Below are 19,975 nucleotides of genomic sequence, written 5' to 3'. Positions count from 1 at the left end.
AACAAAAAAAGCTGCTCAAAAGAACAGCTTTAAGAATCAAAAAAATCTTATTTTTTATAATACTTCTTATATTTTGGATAGGAAACAGCACCAAACAACGTAATTGCTCCAAGAGAATACCAAATCCAACTCAATGAATGTGCTTCTCCACTTGCGTACGAATGCAGTCCTACCAAGTGAAAATTCACTCCATAATACGTAAACAAAATAGATATAAAAGCAAACATGCTCATTAAATTGAAAATCCATTTTCCTCGTAAAGAAGGAACAAATCGGGCATGAATTACAAAAGCATACACCATAATACTGATCAATGCCCAAGTTTCTTTTGGATCCCATCCCCAGTAACGTCCCCAACTTTCATTGGCCCATTGTCCGCCAAGGAAGTTTCCAATAGTCAACATTATCAAACCTATCGTTAATGCTAACTCATTGATATAAGTGATTTCCTGAATATTCAAATCCATTTTGGTTTTGTTTTTTTCATTTGTAAAAGAAATCAACAACAATGAAACTGCTCCTAAAATAAATCCTAATGCAAACGGTCCATAACTAGCCACAATTACCGCCACGTGAATCATCAACCAATACGAATTTAAAACTGGTTGCAGATTTGCAATCTCCGGATCAATCCAGTTTAGATTTGCAGCCCAAAGAATCATTGCGGTTACAAAAGCTGATGAAGCCACAGTAAGTTTTGATTTTCTATCGAAAGCCAAACCAAAAAACATGGTAGCCCAAGCAATATATATAATTGATTCATACGCATTACTCCAAGGTGCGTGACCGGAAATATACCAACGGGTAATTAAACCCACAGTATGCAATGCAAATAACAATCCTATAATTATATGCATTGTATTTACTGCTATAGCTAATCCTTTGCGCTCTTTGAAGATTCGCATAATTGCAAAAAACAACATCAAAATTGCCGCTAAAACATACCAATAAAAAAGTTTATTGAAAACATCATATTTATTATACAACACTTCTGATGTAATTCTTTCTTCACTTGGTCTCACTTTACTACCAAAACGTTTTTGGAAGCCATTAATACTTTCCAGTAATTCATCGGCAGTTTTGTAATCATTAGAAGTTGAAGCGTTTGCCAAAGAACCAAAATACAAAGGCAATACATTTTTAGTATACGTAGCTTCCATCCCTTTGAAACCTGCTTCGTTGAGTTCTAAATAAGAAACCCATTTGTTATTTTTATCATCCGGAATAGGGAAAATTTTCAATATTCGACCGCTTAACGCAGATTCCATCAAATTTACTCTTTTATCTGTTTCGATAAAATCCTTTTCAAATTGATTGGGGTTAGCCGCCTTAAATGATTCTTCTAAATATTTAGAAAGTTTATAATTACCTTTAGCATCAAAGAAAGCCACAAAAGGTGCAAATTTAGCTTTCTTATCAACACCTATTATTTGTCTTAAACTGTCATTTCCTCTTCTTAAATGAATGATTGGAATCTCTATCCAATAGCTGGCATACTGAGTAATTGATAGGAAAACTTGGTCTGAATTCATATCATTGTATGAATCACTCTGACTTACTTTTCGCAACAATTCTGATGAAAACGTATTAATCGGTTTCATTCTACCGCCACCATCTTGAATTACAAGTCTACCAAATTTTGCAGCATGTTCGGCAGGAACTTTATACTTAGTTATCAAGTCATTCAGTTCATCCTGACTGAATACTTTTTTAGAATGATTTGCGTGTGTTGCAGGTGCTGCTTCTGCTTCCGTATGTGCATGTCCTTCATGATCCGCGTGATTGTGTTCCTGTTCTTGCGCAAAACTGCTAAAACTGAACATAAAAACTAAAATGGTCAACAATTTAGCTTTCTTAGTTTTAACCACTTCCAGTTTACGTTTGATGTCCGCAAAACGAGAATATTTGGTAAACATAATCGCCATCATTGCAAAATACAACATAAAATAACCGGCATAAGTTAGCGCTGTTCCCCAAAAATCATGGTTTACAGATAAAACAGTTCCTTTTTCATCAGGATCAAAACTAGACTGAAAAAAGCGATATCCTTTGTGGTCCAATACATTATTCATATAAATTCTGGCATCAAATGGTTCTGTATCTTGAACGGTTACTTTACTTTCAAACGAAGAATAACTTTTTTCGGTTCCTGGATATTTCTGGGCAATAAAATCGTTCAATTTTATCTTAAAAGGTAACACATATGCTTTACTTCCGTAGAAAAAAGAGTAATCGATATTCCCAATTTTTACAGTTTTGGCCTCTCCTATTTTACCTTTAGAACCTAAAACAGTAACAGTTTTTTCTTGACCGTCAGCAATAACTTTTACCGTTACCGCATCCTCATGGGTTTTAGCTTTGAAATCATTATCCGATTCGTAATCTACAATTCCTTTTACGGCAGGATCTGGAAATACAAATCGCATTTCACCTATGCTGTATAACGAACGCATCATCAAAGGTTGCGCGTTATCTTTAGTCACTTTTCCTTGTAATTTATCTGCCATTCGCATAAAATTACCTTCAAAAGGTGTTTGAATCGTATATTCAGTACCAGTGGTGTTGATGTTTATAGCACCGTCTGTATATTTATTTAAAGAAAATAATACATTGTGAATATTTTGTACTTCGCCCTCTTTCAAGAAATGTTCATGACGACCTCCATCTCCAGCTTCTACAATTTTCAAAAACACAGTCCCTTTTGGATCAGCCTTAATATATTCTTTGGCTCCCATTATGAAATTTTCATATTTTACTTCAAATGGTGTGTCGGCAAACTTTTCAGAAATACGGAAATTATTGTTTACAGCCGGAGAAAGCAACACTTGCTTTTCAAAAACGCGACGCTTCATTTCCCCTTTATATTCACCATCAACAAAAACAGTCAGAAACGTTTTATCTGAAAAAATTTGATTTTCCGAAGCGCCTTCTCTGATGGGCATCATTCCTTCATAACTAATGTAACGCGTTACAAAAGCACCCGCAATAATAAAGATAAAAGATAAATGGAGTAATAAAGTAGCCCATTTTTCTTTTTTTAAGAGTTGGTAACGCTTAATATTTCCAATGAAATTGATTAAGAAAAACACGTGTATGGCTTCAAACCACCAGGCATTGTAAATTAAAATTTTAGCGGTATCGGTGTTGTATTTACTTTCGATAAAAGTTCCGGTGGCCATGGCAACAGCATAGGAAATAAATAAGAAGGCCATTAAGCGGGTAGAAAACAAAAAAGAGAATATTTTTTTATCCATTTTTATGGGATTATGTTTTGTAAAAGTGCCACAAAAGTACTTAAAAATGTTGACTTCTATATTCTGACATTTGTTAATTTAATCCAAAAATAAGAATGAATCTCAAAGCCTGAAAAGGCTCTTTTTAAGGCGAAATCCAATTTTTTATTCGTGTAATTTTCAAATAAAACTCTTAATATTTTTTTGCTAATTTTGTCGCATGGTCAAAGTAGTAATTATTGGTTCCGGAAATGTTGCGCAACATCTGATTGCCGCTTTTCAAAATGCTCAAAATTCAGGAACAGAAATCGAGTTAATCCAAGTGTATTCCAGACAAACAGCAAGTGTTTCCCACCTACTCAATTTGGAACATATCACAAATGATTTAAATGCTTTGGCGGAAGCTGACTTGTATATCATTGCGGTTTCTGATGATGCAATTGAAGCAATTTCTTCGCAACTTCCGTTTAAAAACCGGCTGGTGGTGCATACTTCAGGAAGTGTTCCGTTGAATATTTTGAATGAAGACAATCGTAAAGGAGTTTTTTATCCTTTACAAACCTTTACCAAAAATAAACCCGTTGATTTTAAAATGATTCCCATTTGCTTGGAAAGTGAAAATGCTACCGATTATCAATTATTGGATAAAGTAGCCAAATCAATTTCTGAAAAAGTTTTCGCAATCAATTCAGAACAACGAAAAGCCTTGCATGTGGCAGCAGTTTTTATCAATAATTTTACGAATCATTTGTACCAAATAGGTCAGGAAATTTGTCAGGAAAACCAAGTTCCTTTCGAAATTCTGAAACCTTTAATCGCTGAAACTGCCAATAAAATAATGGTACTTTCTCCGGAAGAGGCGCAAACTGGTCCTGCAAAACGCAATGATACGGCAACTATTGAAGCGCATGAAGCTTTTTTGGCCAACGATGATTACCTTAAAATTTATAAAACACTAACACAATCAATACAAGAGAATGGCAAAAAGTTATAAAGAAATAATGAACGATATCACTACTTTTATTTTTGATGTCGATGGCGTACTTACGGACAGTTCTGTTTTTGTAACCAATGAAGGAGAAATTTTGCGAACTATGAACATCAGAGATGGTTATGCAATGAAAGCAGCCGTTGAAAGCGGTTATAATGTATGTATTATTTCAGGTGGAAGCAATGAAGGCGTGCGAGTTAGACTGCGAAATCTTGGCATTACTGATATTTATTTGGGCACACCCGATAAAGTGGAAACATTTGATGAGTATACGGATGTTTATAAAATAAATCCAGAACACGTTTTATATATGGGCGATGATATTCCTGATTATCATGTCATGAAATTAGTAGGATTACCTACATGTCCGCAGGATTCAAGCCCTGAAATCAAAGCCATTTCAAGATATATTTCGCATAAAAATGGAGGAAAAGGTGCTGCGAGAGATGTCATTGAACAAGTTATGAAAGCGCAAGGAAAATGGATGGCGCATTTTGACGGGAAACACGATTAGTAGTATTATAAATTTTAAATGACATCTGTGGTTCCATTTCTAAAACTCATCCGATACCAAAACCTGCTCATGCTTGCTTTTATGCAGCTTATTTTCAGGTATGTATTTTTTAAAATTCAAAATATTCCTCTGGCATTAGCGGATTCGCAATATTTATTATTGGTTTTATCAACAGTTTTGATTGCTGGTGGTGGATATATCATTAATAATATTTTTGATCAAAACACGGATGCTATCAACAAACCCAAAACCGTTGTTATAGGCAAAAGCATTTCGGAAACACAAGCCTATAATTTATACATTGGACTTACCGTAACGGGCGTGGCAATTGGTTTCTATTTATCAAATGTTATAGCCAAACCAGGTTTTGCATCTATATTTATTCTGATTGCAGCTACACTTTATTTATATGCCACAAGCCTGAAACAAATGATGCTCATTGGCAATATTATTGTAGCATTGTTGCTTTCGTTTAGTATAATTATAATTGGGATTTTTGATTTATATCCTGCCACAGGAATAGACAATCAACAACAAATGGGATTGTTTTTTTCGATCTTATTAGATTATGCTATTTTTGCTTTTATGATTAATCTGTTGCGGGAAATCGTTAAAGACATTGAGGATACCGATGGCGATTACAACCAAGGAATGAACACCTTACCTATTGCAATAGGAAAATCCAGAACTGGAAAAATAGTTTTTGGACTGAGTTTTATTCCACTTTTTTTTATTTTATTTTACATCAATAAATACTTGTTTGAATTACTATTCGTTACACTATATCTATTGCTTTTTGTTGTAGGTCCGCTAATTTTTTTCACTGTAAAAATGTGGACGGCTACAACCAAAAAAGAATTCCATTTTTTGAGTGGACTTTTAAAATGGATTTTGCTTTTTGGAATCCTTTCCGTTGTTGTTATCAGTTTAAATATGAAATATAATGCTTAGAAATAAATTAGAAAAATATACTTTAATTCTGGCTTCGGGTTCACCAAGACGCCAACAGTTTTTTAAAGATTTAGACTTGGATTTTGAAATTCGATTGAAAGAAATCGAAGAAATTTATCCCCCAGAATTGAAAGCGCACGAAATCACTAATTATTTGGCTGAACTGAAAGCCAGCGCTTTCGAAGGAGAATTAAACCCAAATGAAATTTTGATTACCAGCGACACCATTGTTTGGCACAACAATACCGCTTTGGGTAAACCAAAAGACGAACAAGATGCTTTTGAAATCCTTAAATCATTATCGAATGCTACTCATGAAGTCATCACTTCCGTTTGCTTTAAAACCAATGAAAAAGTTGAGATTTTATATGAAATAACAAAAGTCACTTTCAACGAATTAAGTGAGGAATCGATTCGCTACTATTTGGAAAACTACAAACCTTATGATAAAGCGGGTTCGTACGGCATTCAGGAATGGATTGGTTTTATTGGCGTTTCAAAAATTGAAGGTTCTTATGCTAATGTGATGGGAATGCCCACGGATAAAGTGTACGAATATTTAAATAATTTAGCCTAGTCGTTTTATGGAAATGTCATTAATACACGAATACACCAGAGAATTAATTGCTACCGGAGTCTTAGGGATTCTGCTGATTTTATTGCGAATAATATCAACCAAATTGGTAAGGCGCTACGCCAAATCAAACCAAACGCTGGAGCACAGAACTAATTTAGTCATCAAATACATTCATTTATTCATAAATATCCTAGTAGTTATTGCTTTAATAGTGATTTGGGGTGTTCAGACTAAAGATATTACTATTGCACTTTCTTCTATCACAACCGTTGTAGGTGTTGCCATGTTTGCCCAATGGTCAATTTTAAGTAACATCACTTCCGGTATTATTTTGTTTTTTTCTTTTCCGTTTAAAATTGGGGACGTAATCAAAATCCATGATAAGGATTTCCCAATTGAAGCCGAAATTGAAGATATTGGTGCCTTTCATGTTTTCTTAAAAACGATTGATGGGGAAAAGATTATTTATCCCAACAATTTGCTTTTGCAAAAAGGAATCTCCATTCTAAAAAATCATTTTGAAAATAAAGAATTCGTAGATTAATTCATAACTTTATGAATGCTAACGCTATTTTCGTTAATAAATCTATCGATTCGAAAGTGATAATTATGTAACTATTGATAAAAAATATGTAATACTTTAATTTTTATATTGCCACATATTTGTCAGTTGAAAATAGTTGAATATTAGTCAGTTTATAATACCAAACAAAAAAGATATGAATGATATCCTAAAATTTCCATTTTACGCTAAATTAACCCTGACTTTGTTGGGTTTAATTGCTATTATCTTTATTTTTTACATTGGTCAAGACATATTGATCCCTGTAATGATGTCGTTTTTGTTTGCGATATTATTGTATCCCATTGTTCAATTTTTGAAATCAAAACTCTATTTTCCGCATGTTCTGGCTGTAATGATAGCAGTGATTTTATTTGTATTAATTTTTATTGGTCTTTTTGTTTTTCTATCCTTTCAGATCAGTGATTTTGCTGATGATTTTGATAAAATTGAAAGAAATATTAACATTCATCTTAGTAATATTCAAGGTTTTATTAGAGATAATTTTCATTTAAGTTCCAGAGAACAAAAACAGTATATCGATACTGCAGCTGAAGATTCGATGGAAAAAGGAAAAGAAATCATTGGAACTACCCTAATGTCATTTACGGATACTTTGGTAAACTTAACTTTGATACCGATTTACACTTTTTTAATTCTTTTGTACAGAACGCATTTTTTACTGTTTTTATCTAAATTATTCAAAAAAGAAAACCATGAACAGTTAAAAAACATTTTAACAAATGTTAGAGTAGCTATCAACAGTTACATTGTAGGTTTGATTATTGAAATGATTTTAATTTCAGTAATGACAACGCTTGGATTTATGCTAATAGGTGTGAAATATGCCATTTTATTGGGAATAATAACAGGAATTCTAAATCTGATTCCTTACATAGGAATTCTATTTGCCGGTGTTTTAAGTATTGTTGCTTCGCTAACAGGTTCACCTGATTTATCAATAATTGTTGGTGTTATTGTAATTACTGTTGTGGTTCAGCTCATTGATAATAATATTATTGTTCCGCTGATTGTAAGTTCTAAAGTAGAGATAAACGCATTCATATCGATTGTTGGAATCATTATCGGAGGAGCAATTGCCGGAGTTTCAGGAATGTTTTTAGCACTTCCGATACTTGCCGTTTTAAAAGTCATTTTTGACAGAATTGAATCTCTAGAACCTTGGGGATACCTGATGGGAGACCATTTACCAAAAACCTATACTTGGCGAAATATTAAATTACCACTCTTTGATTCAGAATCAACACCAAAGAAAACCATCATTAAAACTGATATTGTAGTTCCGATTTTTACTGAAACCACAACTGAAAATGACAGCAATAAAACGGATGATTAGATTATAAAAATCATAGAATTAATTATCTAAAGTGTGACTTTGTTTTTCAAAACTAGCAATTAAAAAGATTCCTCTTTTTGTTTCGTTAATACTGTTTTAAAATTATTTTTTATCATGTTTAAAAAACAAAAATTGATTCTCTTTCTTTTGATATGCTGCTGCTGGCAGGTTTCCTTTTCACAGATAAAAAAAACAAAAAAGGATTCTTCAGAAGTTTATAAACAAATTCAAACCTATTCCAAAAAAAATAAATTTACTAAATTAGTCCATAAACTAGTTTTTAGACCCGTTAACGTAAAAACTAAAAAAACAAAAGTAATCCCAAAAAGATACGCGAAATTTGAAGGCAAGATTATTAGAAACATAAATATCATCACTTTAGATCCGTTTGGTTATTCCGAAATTGATACCACAAGAAAACCTAAAAATTGGGCTGAACGAACCGGAAACAGGATTCATATTAAAACGAATAGGCTTGCTATTAGGAATTTATTACTGATTAAGAAAAACAAACCTCTGGATTCATTGTTAGTAAAAGAGTCTGAACGTTTAATTAGAACGCAACGGTATATCAGTCGGGTTGATATTACTCCGCAATTGATTAATAAAAACACGGATTCCATAGATGTATTTATTCGTGTTTTAGACTCTTGGAGTATTATTCCAAAAGGCTCTATTTCAAGTTCAAGAACTAATTTCGAACTGAATGACCGTAATATTTTGGGCTCTGGTCATGAATTTAATAATAAATTTAGAAATAGATTCAGCGATGGAAAAAGTGCCTACAGTTTAGCGTATAGTATTCCTAATATTAAAAATACTTTTATCAAAACCACCATCAGCTACAGTATTGATTTAGAAGACTATTATAGTAAAAGTGTCAATTTTGACCGTCCTTTTTACTCTGCATTTACAAAATGGGCTGGCGGTGTTTATTTTGATCAACAATTTAGAAAAGATACTCTTCCGGATTCAAACTCAATATTTGCCTATCAAAATTTCAAATACAATTCTCAGGATTTATGGCTAGGACATGCTTTCACTATTTTAAAAGGAAATACTGAAAGTGACAGAACTACAAATTTAGTCGTAGCAGGTCGTTTTTTGAATGTAAAATACCTCGAAAGTCCAATAATCAATTATGATCCTAATGATTATTATTCAAATGAAAAATTTTCATTGCTAGGAATTGGCGTCACCTCGCGAAAATTCGTTCAAGACAGTTATATTTTCAACAATGGTATTATTGAGGATGTGCCTATTGGAAAAATATTTGGGATTACTGCGGGATACCAATATAAAAACAAACTCAATCGGTATTATATAGGAACACGTGCATCATTTGGTAATTTTTATAAATGGGGATTTTTAAGTGCTAATTTTGAATTAGGAGCTTTTATTGAAAAATCAAACACCAAACAAACGGCTTTTTCTTTTCAGGCAAATTATTTCACAAATTTATTTAGTATCGGTAAATGGAAGTTACGACAGTTTGTTAAACCACAATTAATACTTGGCTCAAAGCGGGAAGATATAATTGCTGATCAGCTTAGTATTAATGATAATTATGGACTTCAAGGATTTAATACTGCGCAGTATGGAACTAAAAAAGCAATTTTTACATTACAAACTCAGGCATACGCCCCATGGAACCTTTGGGGGTTTAGATTAAACCCCTATTTTAACTATTCAATTGCCATGCTTGGAAATGATAAAAAAGGATTGTTAGAAAATAAAGCATATTCAAAAATTGGTGTTGGATTTATTATAAACAATGACTTTTTGATTTTTAGTTCTTTTCAACTTTCCCTTTCTTATTATCCATCTATACCTGGTAATGGACAAAATATTTTCAAAACAAACTCTTTTGAGACTACTGATTTTGGATTTCAGGATTTTGAATTGGCAAAACCTCGCACCGTAATTTTCAAATAACAAATAGTCAATTCTATAATTCTATTTTTATTTAAAAAACTATTTTTTAAATAGTTAGAGACACATTATTTTTATAATTAATGTAAATTATACAATTAAATACTATAATTATATAAGATATTATTATGAATTAATGCTTACTTTTATTGTGTTAAAATTAATAACTAAAACCCAAAAGAAATGAAAAAAGTTACCTTTTATTTAATGATGATGGTATTGTCATTAAGTGTTGTTCCAACTCAAATGTTAGCTGCTGAAAAAAACCCAACTTCGGTTTCAAACAACCCAAAAGAAGTTCCTGCAGAAGTTAAAGTATTGCTTAATCGTCTTGACGAAATAAAAGCAATGGATAAATCTTCTTTGAATTCTTCAGAGAAAAAAGAACTACGTAAAGAAGTACGTGCGATTAAAGCTGAATTAAAATCAACTGGAAATGGTATTTATTTATCTGTTGGTGCAATTATCATAGTTATTCTTTTATTGATTCTTTTATTGTAACCGAATCAACAAGAAAAATAAAAAAAAGGAAACGGTCAATCGTTTCCTTTTTTTATGCAAGGCATATTTCAAGCTTGGCATAGTTCTTGGTTTTTGTTATGAGAATAGCGACTTAGTCAAGTACCGTTAAATATAATATTAATTAAATTTTGAAAATATGAAGACATTAAAATTCATCGCCGCCGGAATAGTACTTTTATTATCCAGTACAGCAATGCAAGCACAAGTTTCAGTAAATGTAAATATTGGTAGTCCACCAGCTTGGGGTCCTGTAGGATACTCAGCTGCCGAATATTATTATTTACCAGATGTGCAAGCATATTATGATGTAAGACAGAGTCAATTTATTTATTTAGGAGGAGGCCAGTGGGTTCGTTCCAGAAATTTGCCAACACAATACAGAAGCTACGATTTGTACAATGGATACAAAGTGGTATTAAATGATTATCATGGTTCAAGACCTTACACTTACTTTAAAAATCATAAGGTTAAATATTATAAAGGGTATAAAGGAAAACCACAAAAAACAATTGGAGTACGAAAAGTGGTAATTCATAAAGATTCTTACAAACAAGGAAATAACGGTAATGGACATCAAAAAAATGGAAATAACGGACATGGAAAAGGAAATGGAAAAGACAAGCATTAATCCTTCATAAAAACCTAAAAATCAGAACCTCCAATCGAGGTTCTTTTTTTTTGGCAAAAACAAACCCTTAATTAAATCTTAAAAAATGTTAATTATTTTACGTTGGCATAGTTTTTGAAAATAGGTAAAAAGATATATCAATAAAAGAATCATACAAAATATTTAAATTAAAGAACATGAGAACACTTAAATTAATCGCCGTAGGAATTATCCTTTTTGCATCTAGTACTATACACGCACAAGTTTCAGTTAATGTAAACATTGGTAGCCCGCCATCTTGGGGACCTGTAGGATATACTGAAGCACAATATTACTATTTACCCGATGTTGAAGCATATTATGATGTTAGAGCTACCCAATTTATATATTTCGGTGGTGGACGATGGATTCGTTCTAGAAATTTACCTAACCAATATAGAAATTACGATTTGTATAGCGGATACAAAGTAGTACTCAATGATTATCGTGGATCAAGACCTTACAATAATTTTAGAAATCACAAAGTCAAATATTATAGAGGATATCATGGAAGAGAACAAAGAAATATAGGTTATAACAATAACCGTAGAGTATATGTAAAGCAAAGAGGAAATGACAATCATAGAAGATATGATAACGATAATCACAGAGAATATAAAAAACATGATAACCGAAATAATGGACATGGAAACGGACATGGAAATGGGCGTGGAAATGGACATGACAGAGATTAATCACACATTTGTTTAAAAAAGAGAGAGGATACCAAAATTGGTATTCTCTCTCTTTTTTATTAAAGAAAACCCAAAATATTTCAGAAGAAATTATTTAATTCCTACTTTTGAAGCTATTGCAAATTAAATTTAAAAAAATGCAAAAAAAATACGTGTCCGCTATTTTAATGTTTCTTTTATGTTGCCAAATAACAAATGCGCAACAACCACAAAAACCAAATTCTGTTGAAATTTACAATCAAATTCAAAAGCTTAATTTTCTAGGTTCTGTATTGTATATCGCCGCACATCCGGATGATGAAAACACCCGATTAATTTCTTATTTGTCCAATGATCAAAAAGCCAGAACAGGCTATTTATCGTTGACACGTGGAGATGGAGGCCAAAACCTAATAGGAACACAGTTACGCGAATTATTAGGAGTGATACGAACACAAGAACTTATTGAAGCTCGAAAAATTGATGGTGGAGAACAATTTTTTTCTCGTGCCAATGATTTTGGGTTTTCCAAAAATCCAACAGAAACCTTAGAAATTTGGGATAAAGAAAAAGTATTGGCTGACGTTATTTGGGCCATCCGAAAATTTCAACCTGATGTCATCGTTAACCGATTTGATCATCGGTCTCCAGGAACTACACATGGTCATCACACATCATCGGCAATGTTGAGTGTCGAAAGTTTTCAACTGGCTAATAATCCCACTATTTTTCCGGAACAATTGCAATTTGTAAAACCTTGGCAAACCAAACGCCAGTTTTTCAATACGTCTTGGTGGTTTTATGGAAGTATTGAAAAATTTAATGCCGCCGACAAAAAAAATCTAATTGCACTAGAAACTGGTGTTTATTATGCCGGATTAGGAAAATCTAACCAAGAAATAGCAGCATTAAGTCGCAGTCGTCATCAATCGCAAGGATTTGGAAGTACTGGTGCACGTGGCGAAGAAACGGAATATTTAGAATTTATAAATGGAGATGCTTTAAAAGATAAAAAATCACTTTTTGAAGGAATTGATACTTCTTGGAACCGAGTAAAAGGAGGAAAAGAAATAGGAGAATTATTGACAAGTATTGCCGCTGAATTCGACCACAATAATCCTTCGGCAAGCATTCCTAATTTGGCAAAAGCCTACTCCATGATGAATGCTTTGGACGAAAATCATTGGGTGCCATTGAAATCAGCAGCCATAAAAGAAATTATTGCAGCTTGTTCCGGTTTGTACCTTGAAGCCGTTGCCCAAAATCAGGAAGCGACTCCCGGAAGCACTATCAAATTGAAACTCGAAGCCATTAATAGAAGTACATTGCCTTTTCAATTAATAAGTGTGACCACTTTACCAAATCAAATTACAACACCTCAAAATCGGGATTTAAAAAACAATATTCTAAATAACATCAACTTAGATTTAAAGTTACCCGAATCAATTAACTACACACAACCGTATTGGTTAAGAGAAAATGGTACTGTTGGGATGTATGCCGTAAATGAGCAACAAAATATAGGAATTCCAGATATAATTCGGGAAACGAAAGTAGTCTTTAATGTTCAAATCAATGGAATCGAAATCCCTTTTGAGCGAACTGTAATCTATAAATACAATGACGATGTAAAAGGCGAAGTGTATAATTATCTTGATATCGTTCCTGACGTTACCACTTCAATTGTAGACAAAGTATTGCTTTTTAAAGACACCAAAATTAAATATGTAGGCGTAAAAATTAAAGCAGGTAAAGATGCCGTCAAAGGAAATCTTCAACTTGAACTGCCTCAAAACTGGGGTGTTTCTCCAAAATCGATTCCTTTCAATATCGAAAAAAAGGGAACGGAACAGATTGTTTATTTTGAAGTAACTGCGCCTAGCAAATCAGATGAAGCGGTTGCAAAAAGTGTTGCGATAATTGACAATAAACGATTTGATAAAGAACAAGTCATCATTAATTATGACCACATCACGAAACAGCAAGTTTTAAAATCGGCTGAAGCCAAATGCATCAAAACAGATTTAAAAACTAATGGTGAAAAAATCGCCTACATTATGGGCGCCGGAGATGAAGTTCCTAGTAGTCTGACACAATTGGGATACACTGTTACGCTGCTTAAACCCGAAGAAATAACACCTGAGAAATTAGAAAATTTTGATGTAGTGATGACTGGTGTTCGTGCCTACAATACTGTTACAGTATTAGCGAATAAGCAAAATATACTTTTTGATTTTGTAAAAGGCGGAAAAACAATGATCGTTCAGTACAACACTGTAGGCGATTTGGTAACCGAAAATATCGCGCCTTATCCATTGAAACTCTCCCGAGACCGTGTAACGGAAGAAGATGCTGAAGTCCGATTTTTAGCACCAAACCATCCTGTTCTGAATTTTCCAAACAAAATCACTTCTAAAGATTTTCAAGGTTGGAAACAAGAGCAGGGATTGTATTACCCAAGCGTATATGACAAAGCCTTCACTCCTATTCTATCATCCAATGACAAAGGAGAAACACCTAAAAATGGTGCTTTACTGGTTGCTCCTTACGGAAAAGGGCACTATATTTATACGGGATTAAGCTTTTTCAGAGAATTACCTGAAGGCGTAACCGGGGCGTATAAATTAATTTCAAATATCATCTCATTGAAATCATCTGAAACTATTCCTCCCCAAAAAATCAAAAACTAAACCAGTCTGAAATGGAAACAAAAAAAATAAAAACCTGGAAAAAAAATTATACTTGGGTCCTTGTAGCCAACGCTATTTACATTTTAATCTTTTGTCTCATCATGAAATTATACGCTTAAATTATGCAATTATTTGACTGGATTATACTCATTGTTACCTTACTTTTCATTGTAATTTATGGCGCTTGGAAAACCAAAGGAAGTAAAAATGTAGAAGATTTTATTCTAGGAAGCAATGAAACACCTTGGCATGTCGTAGGACTTTCTGTGATGGCAACACAAGCCAGCGCCATTACGTTTCTTTCTACTCCAGGACAGGCATATCACGACGGAATGGGTTTTGTCCAGTTCTATTTTGGACTGCCAATTGCCATGGTTGTAATTTGCGTCACCTTTATCCCTTTATACCACAAATACAAGGTGTATACCGCGTATGAGTATCTCGAAAAAAGGTTTGATTTAAAAACGCGTTCCCTTGCAGCCATTCTTTTCTTGTTCCAAAGAGGACTTGGAACCGGATTGACTATATACGCTCCGGCGATTATTTTGTCGGCAATATTGGGTTGGAATCTGACCTACATGAATATTATTATTGGGGTATTAGTTATCATTTATACCTTTTCCGGAGGAACCAAAGCGGTGAACGTAACACAAAAACAGCAGATGTTTGTGATCATGTCGGGAATGTTTATCACCTTTTTTCTGATATTACATTATCTTCCTAATGACATGACATTTACCAGTGCGTTGCATATTGCTGGTGCAAATGACAAAATGAATATTGTCAATTTCTCTTTTGATCCGGAAGAAAAATATACTTTTTGGAGCGGAATTACAGGAGGATTTTTCCTCGCATTAGCTTATTTTGGTACCGACCAATCTCAAGTCGGACGTTATTTATCAGGAAGATCTGTTCGGGAAAGTCAAATGGGATTGATTATGAATGGGCTGCTAAAAGTGCCAATGCAGTTCTTTATTTTATTGACTGGAGTTATGGTTTTTGTTTTTTTTCAATTCAATCCTGTTCCTCTAAATTTTAATCCAAACAATAAAGCCATGATTGAAAAATCGGCTTACAAAGGTGAATACAATGCTTTGGAGAAAAAATTAGACGATTTATCCGAGGATAAAAAAGTAATTAATTTGTTGTACATCGACCAACTCAATCAAGATTATGATAATCCAATCCTTCGAAAAGAATTGGTAGCTTTGTCCAATAAAGAAAAAGATTTAAGAGATCGCGCCAAAGAAATAATCCTTAAAGGTGATAGCAACAGTGAAACAAACGACAAAGATTATGTGTTTTTTCACTTTATCCTTAATTATTTACCCAAAGGACTTATCGGTTTATTATTGGCAGTTATCATTTCAGCTGCTATGTCATCAACTGCTTCCGGATTGAATGCATTGGCATCTACAACAGCAATTGATATTTACAAACGAAATGTAAAAGGAGAAAAATCAGAAAGACATTATCTTTATGCTACAAAATTTTTCACATTGCTGTGGGGAATTATCGCTATACTTTTTGCTTGTATCGGGACGTTGTTCGAGAATTTAATCCAATTGGTAAATATCATTGGATCCATATTTTACGGAACTGTATTGGGAATATTTTTAGTTGGTTTTTACATCCATAAAGTCCAATCCAAAGCTATATTTTACAGCGCCGTTGTTAGTCAGCTTACTATTTTTATCATTTACTATTACGCCATTTACATCTTTCCGAGCGGAGAAGAAAAACTGGGTTATTTATGGCTAAATTTTATTGGAGCAATGCTGACAATTGTGATTTCGTTATTATTGCAGTGGACGATTTTCAGAAAACAGAAAGCAATTAATGAGTAATTAAAATTGGCAGTCATCTTTATTGTAATAATAAAATGATGCATCAATTTGAAAAACAATACTATTATTAAAATAAAAAAATATTGACTTAATTATAAATCCCCCAGTATTTAGAAATTATCTGGGGGATTTTTTTATACTAAAAACAACATTCTATTTATTTTCCATCAACATAATCTTGTAAATAACTAAATTTTGGAGTCAGTTTTCCTTTATCAGTAATTTTAGCTCTTTGTAAAATTCCATCTTTATCTTCATTAAAAAAAGCAGGAATAACATGTTCCATAAACATTTCGCCAAATCCTTCGCTTGCATCTTTTGGGAGTTCACAGGGTAAATTATCCACTGCCATAACTACAATTGCTGCGGGATGAAAAACATCTACTTCTTTGTTTTCATTTGGTAAATATCCATATAAGGGCTCGGCAATTGTAGATGATCTCAGCGTACAGGCTATTGGACCATTAACATCGCAGGAAACATCAGCAACAACTTTAATCTTACAATCTTTCGATTGCAACATCTCTCGTGTAAGAATCACAGGAGCATCATTCGCATGAAAATGTCCGGTAATATAGATATCTGAGACTTTTGTAAATCTTTCGAAATCAGAAACGTATTCCTTTGGATTGTTATAGAAATCATTATAATCCAATACCATACCATCTTTACGCTTATTATATTCTAAAACATCTATTTGTGTATATACAGGTTGCGAATAACTTTTTGTTAAATAATTTTCAACAGAAACTTCCTTTATTTTTATAGCATCCAGCACTTCTTTAGCACCGTTTCCTACTTTTCCAGTACCTGTAATCACAAATTTTAATGGTGGCAAAATCAATCGCTTCAAATGAGCAATTAGTGCTTCTTTGCCAGAAAGTGTTTCTGCTTTTGGCAATTTAAATAATTCGAATTTTATTCCAAAAGCGCGAATACTATTATAAGCGCCTACAATTCCTGCGTAACGACCAAAACCAATTAGCCTGCGATTATTAGCATCTACAATAGTTTCATAATCGTATAAATCGATATTTTTTTCTAAAATTGCTTGTAATAATTTTCTGTTGTAAGGTTGCTTTTTTATGGTATGAGAAAAAAAGAAATATGTTTTGTTCGGAATTAAATTTTCTACCGGTACTTCTTTTACGCCAAACAAAATATCACAATCACTGATATCATCAGTTACTTCAATCCCTAGTTTTTCATATTCTGAATCGGTAAAAATACGAATATCTGATCGTTCAACTTTTACAGTAACATTTTGATACAACTGTTTTAGTTTAGTTAATTCATCAGGTGAGAAAATAACTCTTCTGTCAGGCGGGTTTTTTCTTTCTTTTAAAATTCCGAATTTCATATTTTTTTATACTTTTGATTTGTTTTTATTATAACTTCATCTAGTTTATTTGTTACAAATATAACATTTTAAACTAAAATCGATTTATTTTTTAATTAAAATACATACGCCAAAAACTATTATTGGTTGAGGTCCATAATAATAGAAAAACACATTTTAAGTTTACTTATAAAATAGTGTTAAGGTTTCGAAAAAACAAGGTGTGAAAAGACATTGATTCTATATATTTGCCTTTCTAGTACCACGGAAATGAATTTTATAAAAAAAACAAATATACTACATATTCTTCTCGTCTTTGTAGTTTTGAGTTCTTGTAACAAAGAGAAAAAGAAGATTGAATTGAGTGATGCACAACTCCCACAGAGTACATTACCCATGATGAAGCCATTAAGTAAACCGGAGACAAAATTAACTGCCGAATACATTAATTCAAAAAAGACATCCATTGACTCTTTTTATAAAAAAAACTGGCCCAATAATAGTGCAAATGGAAGTTTTCTAGTAGCTAAAAATGGTCAAATTATTTATGAAAAATACGAAGGCTATTCCAATTTCAGAGATAAAACATTAATCACTAAATCTACGCCTTTACATATTGCCTCTGTAAGTAAAGTAATCACGGCAACCGCTATTTTAAAATTAATAAATGCTAAAAGGATTGACTTAGACCAAAAGGTAAATACCATCTTGAAAGAGTTTCCTTATCCTGAAGTATCTATAAAAACATTGTTGAATCACAGAAGCGGAATGCGTAATTATGCCTATTTTACAGATCGTGACAAAACTATTTGGGATAGACACAACATACTTACCAATCAAGATATCCTGACTATCATGGCTACAAAAGAGATCGGTTTAGAATTTAAAACCGATACGCGCTTCAGTTATTGTAATACTAATTATGCCATGTTGGCATTAATAATTGAAAAAATCACAAAACTTCCATATAAAGAAGCCATGAAACAAATCATTTTTGATCCACTTGGCATGAAGAACACCTATGTTTTTGACTATGATAGAGATAAAGACACAGCAGTTACCTCTTATAAAGGAAACAAAGTAGAAATTGGCAAAGATTATTTAGATGCTGTTTATGGGGACAAAAATATATACTCCACACCGCGAGATTTATTGAAATTTGACAGAGCGCGAAATAGTTCTACTTTTTTAACACCATCGTTACAAAGTCAAGTGTATAAAGGATATAGTAATGAACGAAAAGGAACTAAAAATTATGGACTTGGCATTCGAATGATCAATTGGGACACGGGACAAAATTTTTATTTTCACAACGGCTGGTGGCATGGCAATACCTCATCGTACATCACCTTGAGAAAAGAGGGCGTGACCATCATAGCGTTTTCGAATAAATTTACTCGAAAAACCTATGACGTACGCAAATTGGCTGTCTTATTTGGGGATTATCCGTTCAAACTAAGAGACGAATAAAAAGGAATGGTTTTTGTGATATAGTTTAAAGTTTAACAATACAAATTCAAGTTTAAAAGTTTATATTTGCAAACTCAAAATTCATTTTGAATTTTAAAATAAAAAAGGGGTCGACTGGTTTTGACAGCAAGTCGAATTGATAAGTAAGCACGTCGAGCATTGAGACCTTGCTCGTAAATATAAGATCTTACAATTTTACACGGCGAAAATAACTACGCTTTAGCTGCATAATCCGAATTATAGTACGATTAAGCCACGTTCCTATCAGATAGGAAAGCTGGATTCTCCTTGAAAGCCTTGGTTTGTGGCGTTCAGTTCAGGGGAACCGTAAAAATAAACCTAGATTTCCATGAGCTTCGGGTGGATTTCAAAATTAAGAAGATAAGTATCGTGTGGCTGTTTCTGGCCTAGCACAATATCGAAAACTCAATCAGAAAATAAACGCGTAGAAAGCTTTTTAGTTGCTTGTTTGGACCCGAGTTCGATTCTCGGCGACTCCACAAAAGGAAGGTGTTGAACACCTTCCTTTTTTATTTTTTTTAAAGAAATCATAATCAAACACTTACCAACTTAATAATCCAAAATCAAGACAAATTCCCTAAGTATACTAAAAGAATGAAAAGGAATTAATTGAAAATTAAACACCTTAAAAAACTTCCTGATATTTATT

At 32.9% G+C, this 19,975-nt stretch carries 15 protein-coding genes and 1 other RNA gene; 14 read left to right on the top strand and 2 right to left on the bottom strand.

What is annotated here, in order from left to right; translation table 11 throughout:
• Window positions 1-47: 47 nt before the first annotated feature.
• Complete coding sequence (locus BC952_RS11705; protein ID WP_121365822.1) at window positions 48-3,254, bottom strand: cytochrome c biogenesis protein CcsA; 3,207 nt, start codon at window positions 3,252-3,254, stop codon at window positions 48-50.
• A gap of 199 nt (window positions 3,255-3,453) precedes the next feature.
• On the opposite strand from BC952_RS11705, the gene BC952_RS11700 reads away from it, so the two are divergent.
• The 12 genes from BC952_RS11700 to BC952_RS11645 all read left to right on the top strand — a co-directional run bounded on the left by BC952_RS11700 (window position 3,454) and on the right by BC952_RS11645 (window position 16,496).
• Complete coding sequence (locus BC952_RS11700) at window positions 3,454-4,227, top strand: Rossmann-like and DUF2520 domain-containing protein (protein WP_121365821.1); 774 nt, start codon at window positions 3,454-3,456, stop codon at window positions 4,225-4,227.
• Window positions 4,211-4,738 (top strand): KdsC family phosphatase, encoded by a 528-nt coding sequence (locus BC952_RS11695; protein ID WP_121365820.1) that lies wholly within the window; start codon window positions 4,211-4,213, stop codon window positions 4,736-4,738. Before BC952_RS11700 ends, BC952_RS11695 begins: the two co-directional genes overlap by 17 nt.
• A 69-nt stretch (window positions 4,739-4,807) precedes the next feature.
• Entirely contained in the window at window positions 4,808-5,689 is an 882-nt protein-coding gene (locus BC952_RS11690; RefSeq protein WP_244200153.1) for a geranylgeranylglycerol-phosphate geranylgeranyltransferase, read from the top strand.
• Window positions 5,682-6,266 (top strand): Maf-like protein, encoded by a 585-nt coding sequence (locus BC952_RS11685; RefSeq protein WP_121365818.1) that lies wholly within the window; start codon window positions 5,682-5,684, stop codon window positions 6,264-6,266. The genes BC952_RS11690 and BC952_RS11685 overlap by 8 nt, the downstream gene beginning before the upstream one ends.
• Before the next feature lie 13 nt (window positions 6,267-6,279).
• The gene (locus BC952_RS11680; RefSeq protein WP_121365973.1) at window positions 6,280-6,810 is read left to right on the top strand and encodes a mechanosensitive ion channel domain-containing protein; all 531 of its coding nucleotides are present in this window, start codon (window positions 6,280-6,282) and stop codon (window positions 6,808-6,810) included.
• Between the two features lie 175 nt (window positions 6,811-6,985).
• A complete protein-coding gene (locus BC952_RS11675) occupies window positions 6,986-8,185 on the top strand; it encodes an AI-2E family transporter (RefSeq protein ID WP_091168397.1) in 1,200 nt (399 codons plus the stop codon).
• A gap of 114 nt (window positions 8,186-8,299) precedes the next feature.
• The gene (locus tag BC952_RS11670) at window positions 8,300-10,120 is read left to right on the top strand and encodes a BamA/TamA family outer membrane protein (RefSeq protein WP_121365817.1); all 1,821 of its coding nucleotides are present in this window, start codon (window positions 8,300-8,302) and stop codon (window positions 10,118-10,120) included.
• A gap of 180 nt (window positions 10,121-10,300) precedes the next feature.
• Window positions 10,301-10,618: a hypothetical protein gene (locus BC952_RS11665; RefSeq protein ID WP_091168392.1), complete on the top strand. Its 318-nt coding sequence runs from the start codon at window positions 10,301-10,303 to the stop codon at window positions 10,616-10,618.
• A gap of 157 nt (window positions 10,619-10,775) precedes the next feature.
• Window positions 10,776-11,267 carry a hypothetical protein gene (locus BC952_RS11660; RefSeq protein WP_121365816.1) on the top strand — a complete coding sequence of 164 codons (492 nt, stop codon included), beginning with the start codon at window positions 10,776-10,778 and terminating at the stop codon, window positions 11,265-11,267.
• A gap of 176 nt (window positions 11,268-11,443) precedes the next feature.
• Window positions 11,444-11,980: a hypothetical protein gene (locus BC952_RS11655; protein ID WP_121365815.1), complete on the top strand. Its 537-nt coding sequence runs from the start codon at window positions 11,444-11,446 to the stop codon at window positions 11,978-11,980.
• Between the two features lie 137 nt (window positions 11,981-12,117).
• Window positions 12,118-14,649, top strand: coding sequence for a PIG-L family deacetylase (locus tag BC952_RS11650; RefSeq protein WP_121365814.1), 2,532 nt, complete (start codon window positions 12,118-12,120; stop codon window positions 14,647-14,649).
• Between the two features lie 122 nt (window positions 14,650-14,771).
• Window positions 14,772-16,496, top strand: a complete 1,725-nt coding sequence (locus BC952_RS11645; RefSeq protein WP_121365813.1) for a sodium:solute symporter family protein — start codon at window positions 14,772-14,774, stop codon at window positions 16,494-16,496.
• Between the two features lie 157 nt (window positions 16,497-16,653).
• On the opposite strand, the gene BC952_RS11640 is transcribed toward BC952_RS11645, so the two are convergent.
• The gene (locus BC952_RS11640) at window positions 16,654-17,856 is read right to left on the bottom strand and encodes an NAD(P)-dependent oxidoreductase (protein ID WP_121365812.1); all 1,203 of its coding nucleotides are present in this window, start codon (window positions 17,854-17,856) and stop codon (window positions 16,654-16,656) included.
• 249 nt (window positions 17,857-18,105) lie between these two features.
• On the opposite strand from BC952_RS11640, the gene BC952_RS11635 reads away from it, so the two are divergent.
• The gene (locus BC952_RS11635) at window positions 18,106-19,305 is read left to right on the top strand and encodes a serine hydrolase domain-containing protein (protein ID WP_121365811.1); all 1,200 of its coding nucleotides are present in this window, start codon (window positions 18,106-18,108) and stop codon (window positions 19,303-19,305) included.
• A gap of 106 nt (window positions 19,306-19,411) precedes the next feature.
• Window positions 19,412-19,808, top strand: a transfer-messenger RNA (tmRNA) gene (gene ssrA, locus BC952_RS11630).
• Window positions 19,809-19,975: the final 167 nt, after the last annotated feature.

Source organism: Flavobacterium limicola, assembly GCF_003634755.1.
GTDB lineage: Bacteria > Bacteroidota > Bacteroidia > Flavobacteriales > Flavobacteriaceae > Flavobacterium > Flavobacterium limicola.
The sequence above is the reverse complement of the archived record's forward strand: the minus strand, read 5'-3'. Positions and strand labels throughout refer to the sequence as shown.

What these genes read in the sequence shown, in the direction of transcription:
- BC952_RS11680 (WP_121365973.1), top strand. Translation starts at nt 6,280, where the DNA reads ATGTCATTAATACACGAATACACCAGAGAATTAATTGCTACCGGAGTC.
- BC952_RS11675 (WP_091168397.1), top strand. Translation starts at nt 6,986, where the DNA reads ATGAATGATATCCTAAAATTTCCATTTTACGCTAAATTAACCCTGACT.
- BC952_RS11705 (WP_121365822.1), bottom strand. Translation starts at nt 3,254, where the DNA reads ATGGATAAAAAAATATTCTCTTTTTTGTTTTCTACCCGCTTAATGGCC.
- BC952_RS11635 (WP_121365811.1), top strand. Translation starts at nt 18,106, where the DNA reads ATGAATTTTATAAAAAAAACAAATATACTACATATTCTTCTCGTCTTT.
- BC952_RS11655 (WP_121365815.1), top strand. Translation starts at nt 11,444, where the DNA reads ATGAGAACACTTAAATTAATCGCCGTAGGAATTATCCTTTTTGCATCT.
- BC952_RS11640 (WP_121365812.1), bottom strand. Translation starts at nt 17,856, where the DNA reads ATGAAATTCGGAATTTTAAAAGAAAGAAAAAACCCGCCTGACAGAAGA.
- BC952_RS11695 (WP_121365820.1), top strand. Translation starts at nt 4,211, where the DNA reads ATGGCAAAAAGTTATAAAGAAATAATGAACGATATCACTACTTTTATT.
- BC952_RS11670 (WP_121365817.1), top strand. Translation starts at nt 8,300, where the DNA reads ATGTTTAAAAAACAAAAATTGATTCTCTTTCTTTTGATATGCTGCTGC.
- BC952_RS11690 (WP_244200153.1), top strand. Translation starts at nt 4,808, where the DNA reads ATGCTTGCTTTTATGCAGCTTATTTTCAGGTATGTATTTTTTAAAATT.
- BC952_RS11665 (WP_091168392.1), top strand. Translation starts at nt 10,301, where the DNA reads ATGAAAAAAGTTACCTTTTATTTAATGATGATGGTATTGTCATTAAGT.
- BC952_RS11660 (WP_121365816.1), top strand. Translation starts at nt 10,776, where the DNA reads ATGAAGACATTAAAATTCATCGCCGCCGGAATAGTACTTTTATTATCC.
- BC952_RS11645 (WP_121365813.1), top strand. Translation starts at nt 14,772, where the DNA reads ATGCAATTATTTGACTGGATTATACTCATTGTTACCTTACTTTTCATT.
- BC952_RS11700 (WP_121365821.1), top strand. Translation starts at nt 3,454, where the DNA reads ATGGTCAAAGTAGTAATTATTGGTTCCGGAAATGTTGCGCAACATCTG.
- BC952_RS11685 (WP_121365818.1), top strand. Translation starts at nt 5,682, where the DNA reads ATGCTTAGAAATAAATTAGAAAAATATACTTTAATTCTGGCTTCGGGT.
- BC952_RS11650 (WP_121365814.1), top strand. Translation starts at nt 12,118, where the DNA reads ATGCAAAAAAAATACGTGTCCGCTATTTTAATGTTTCTTTTATGTTGC.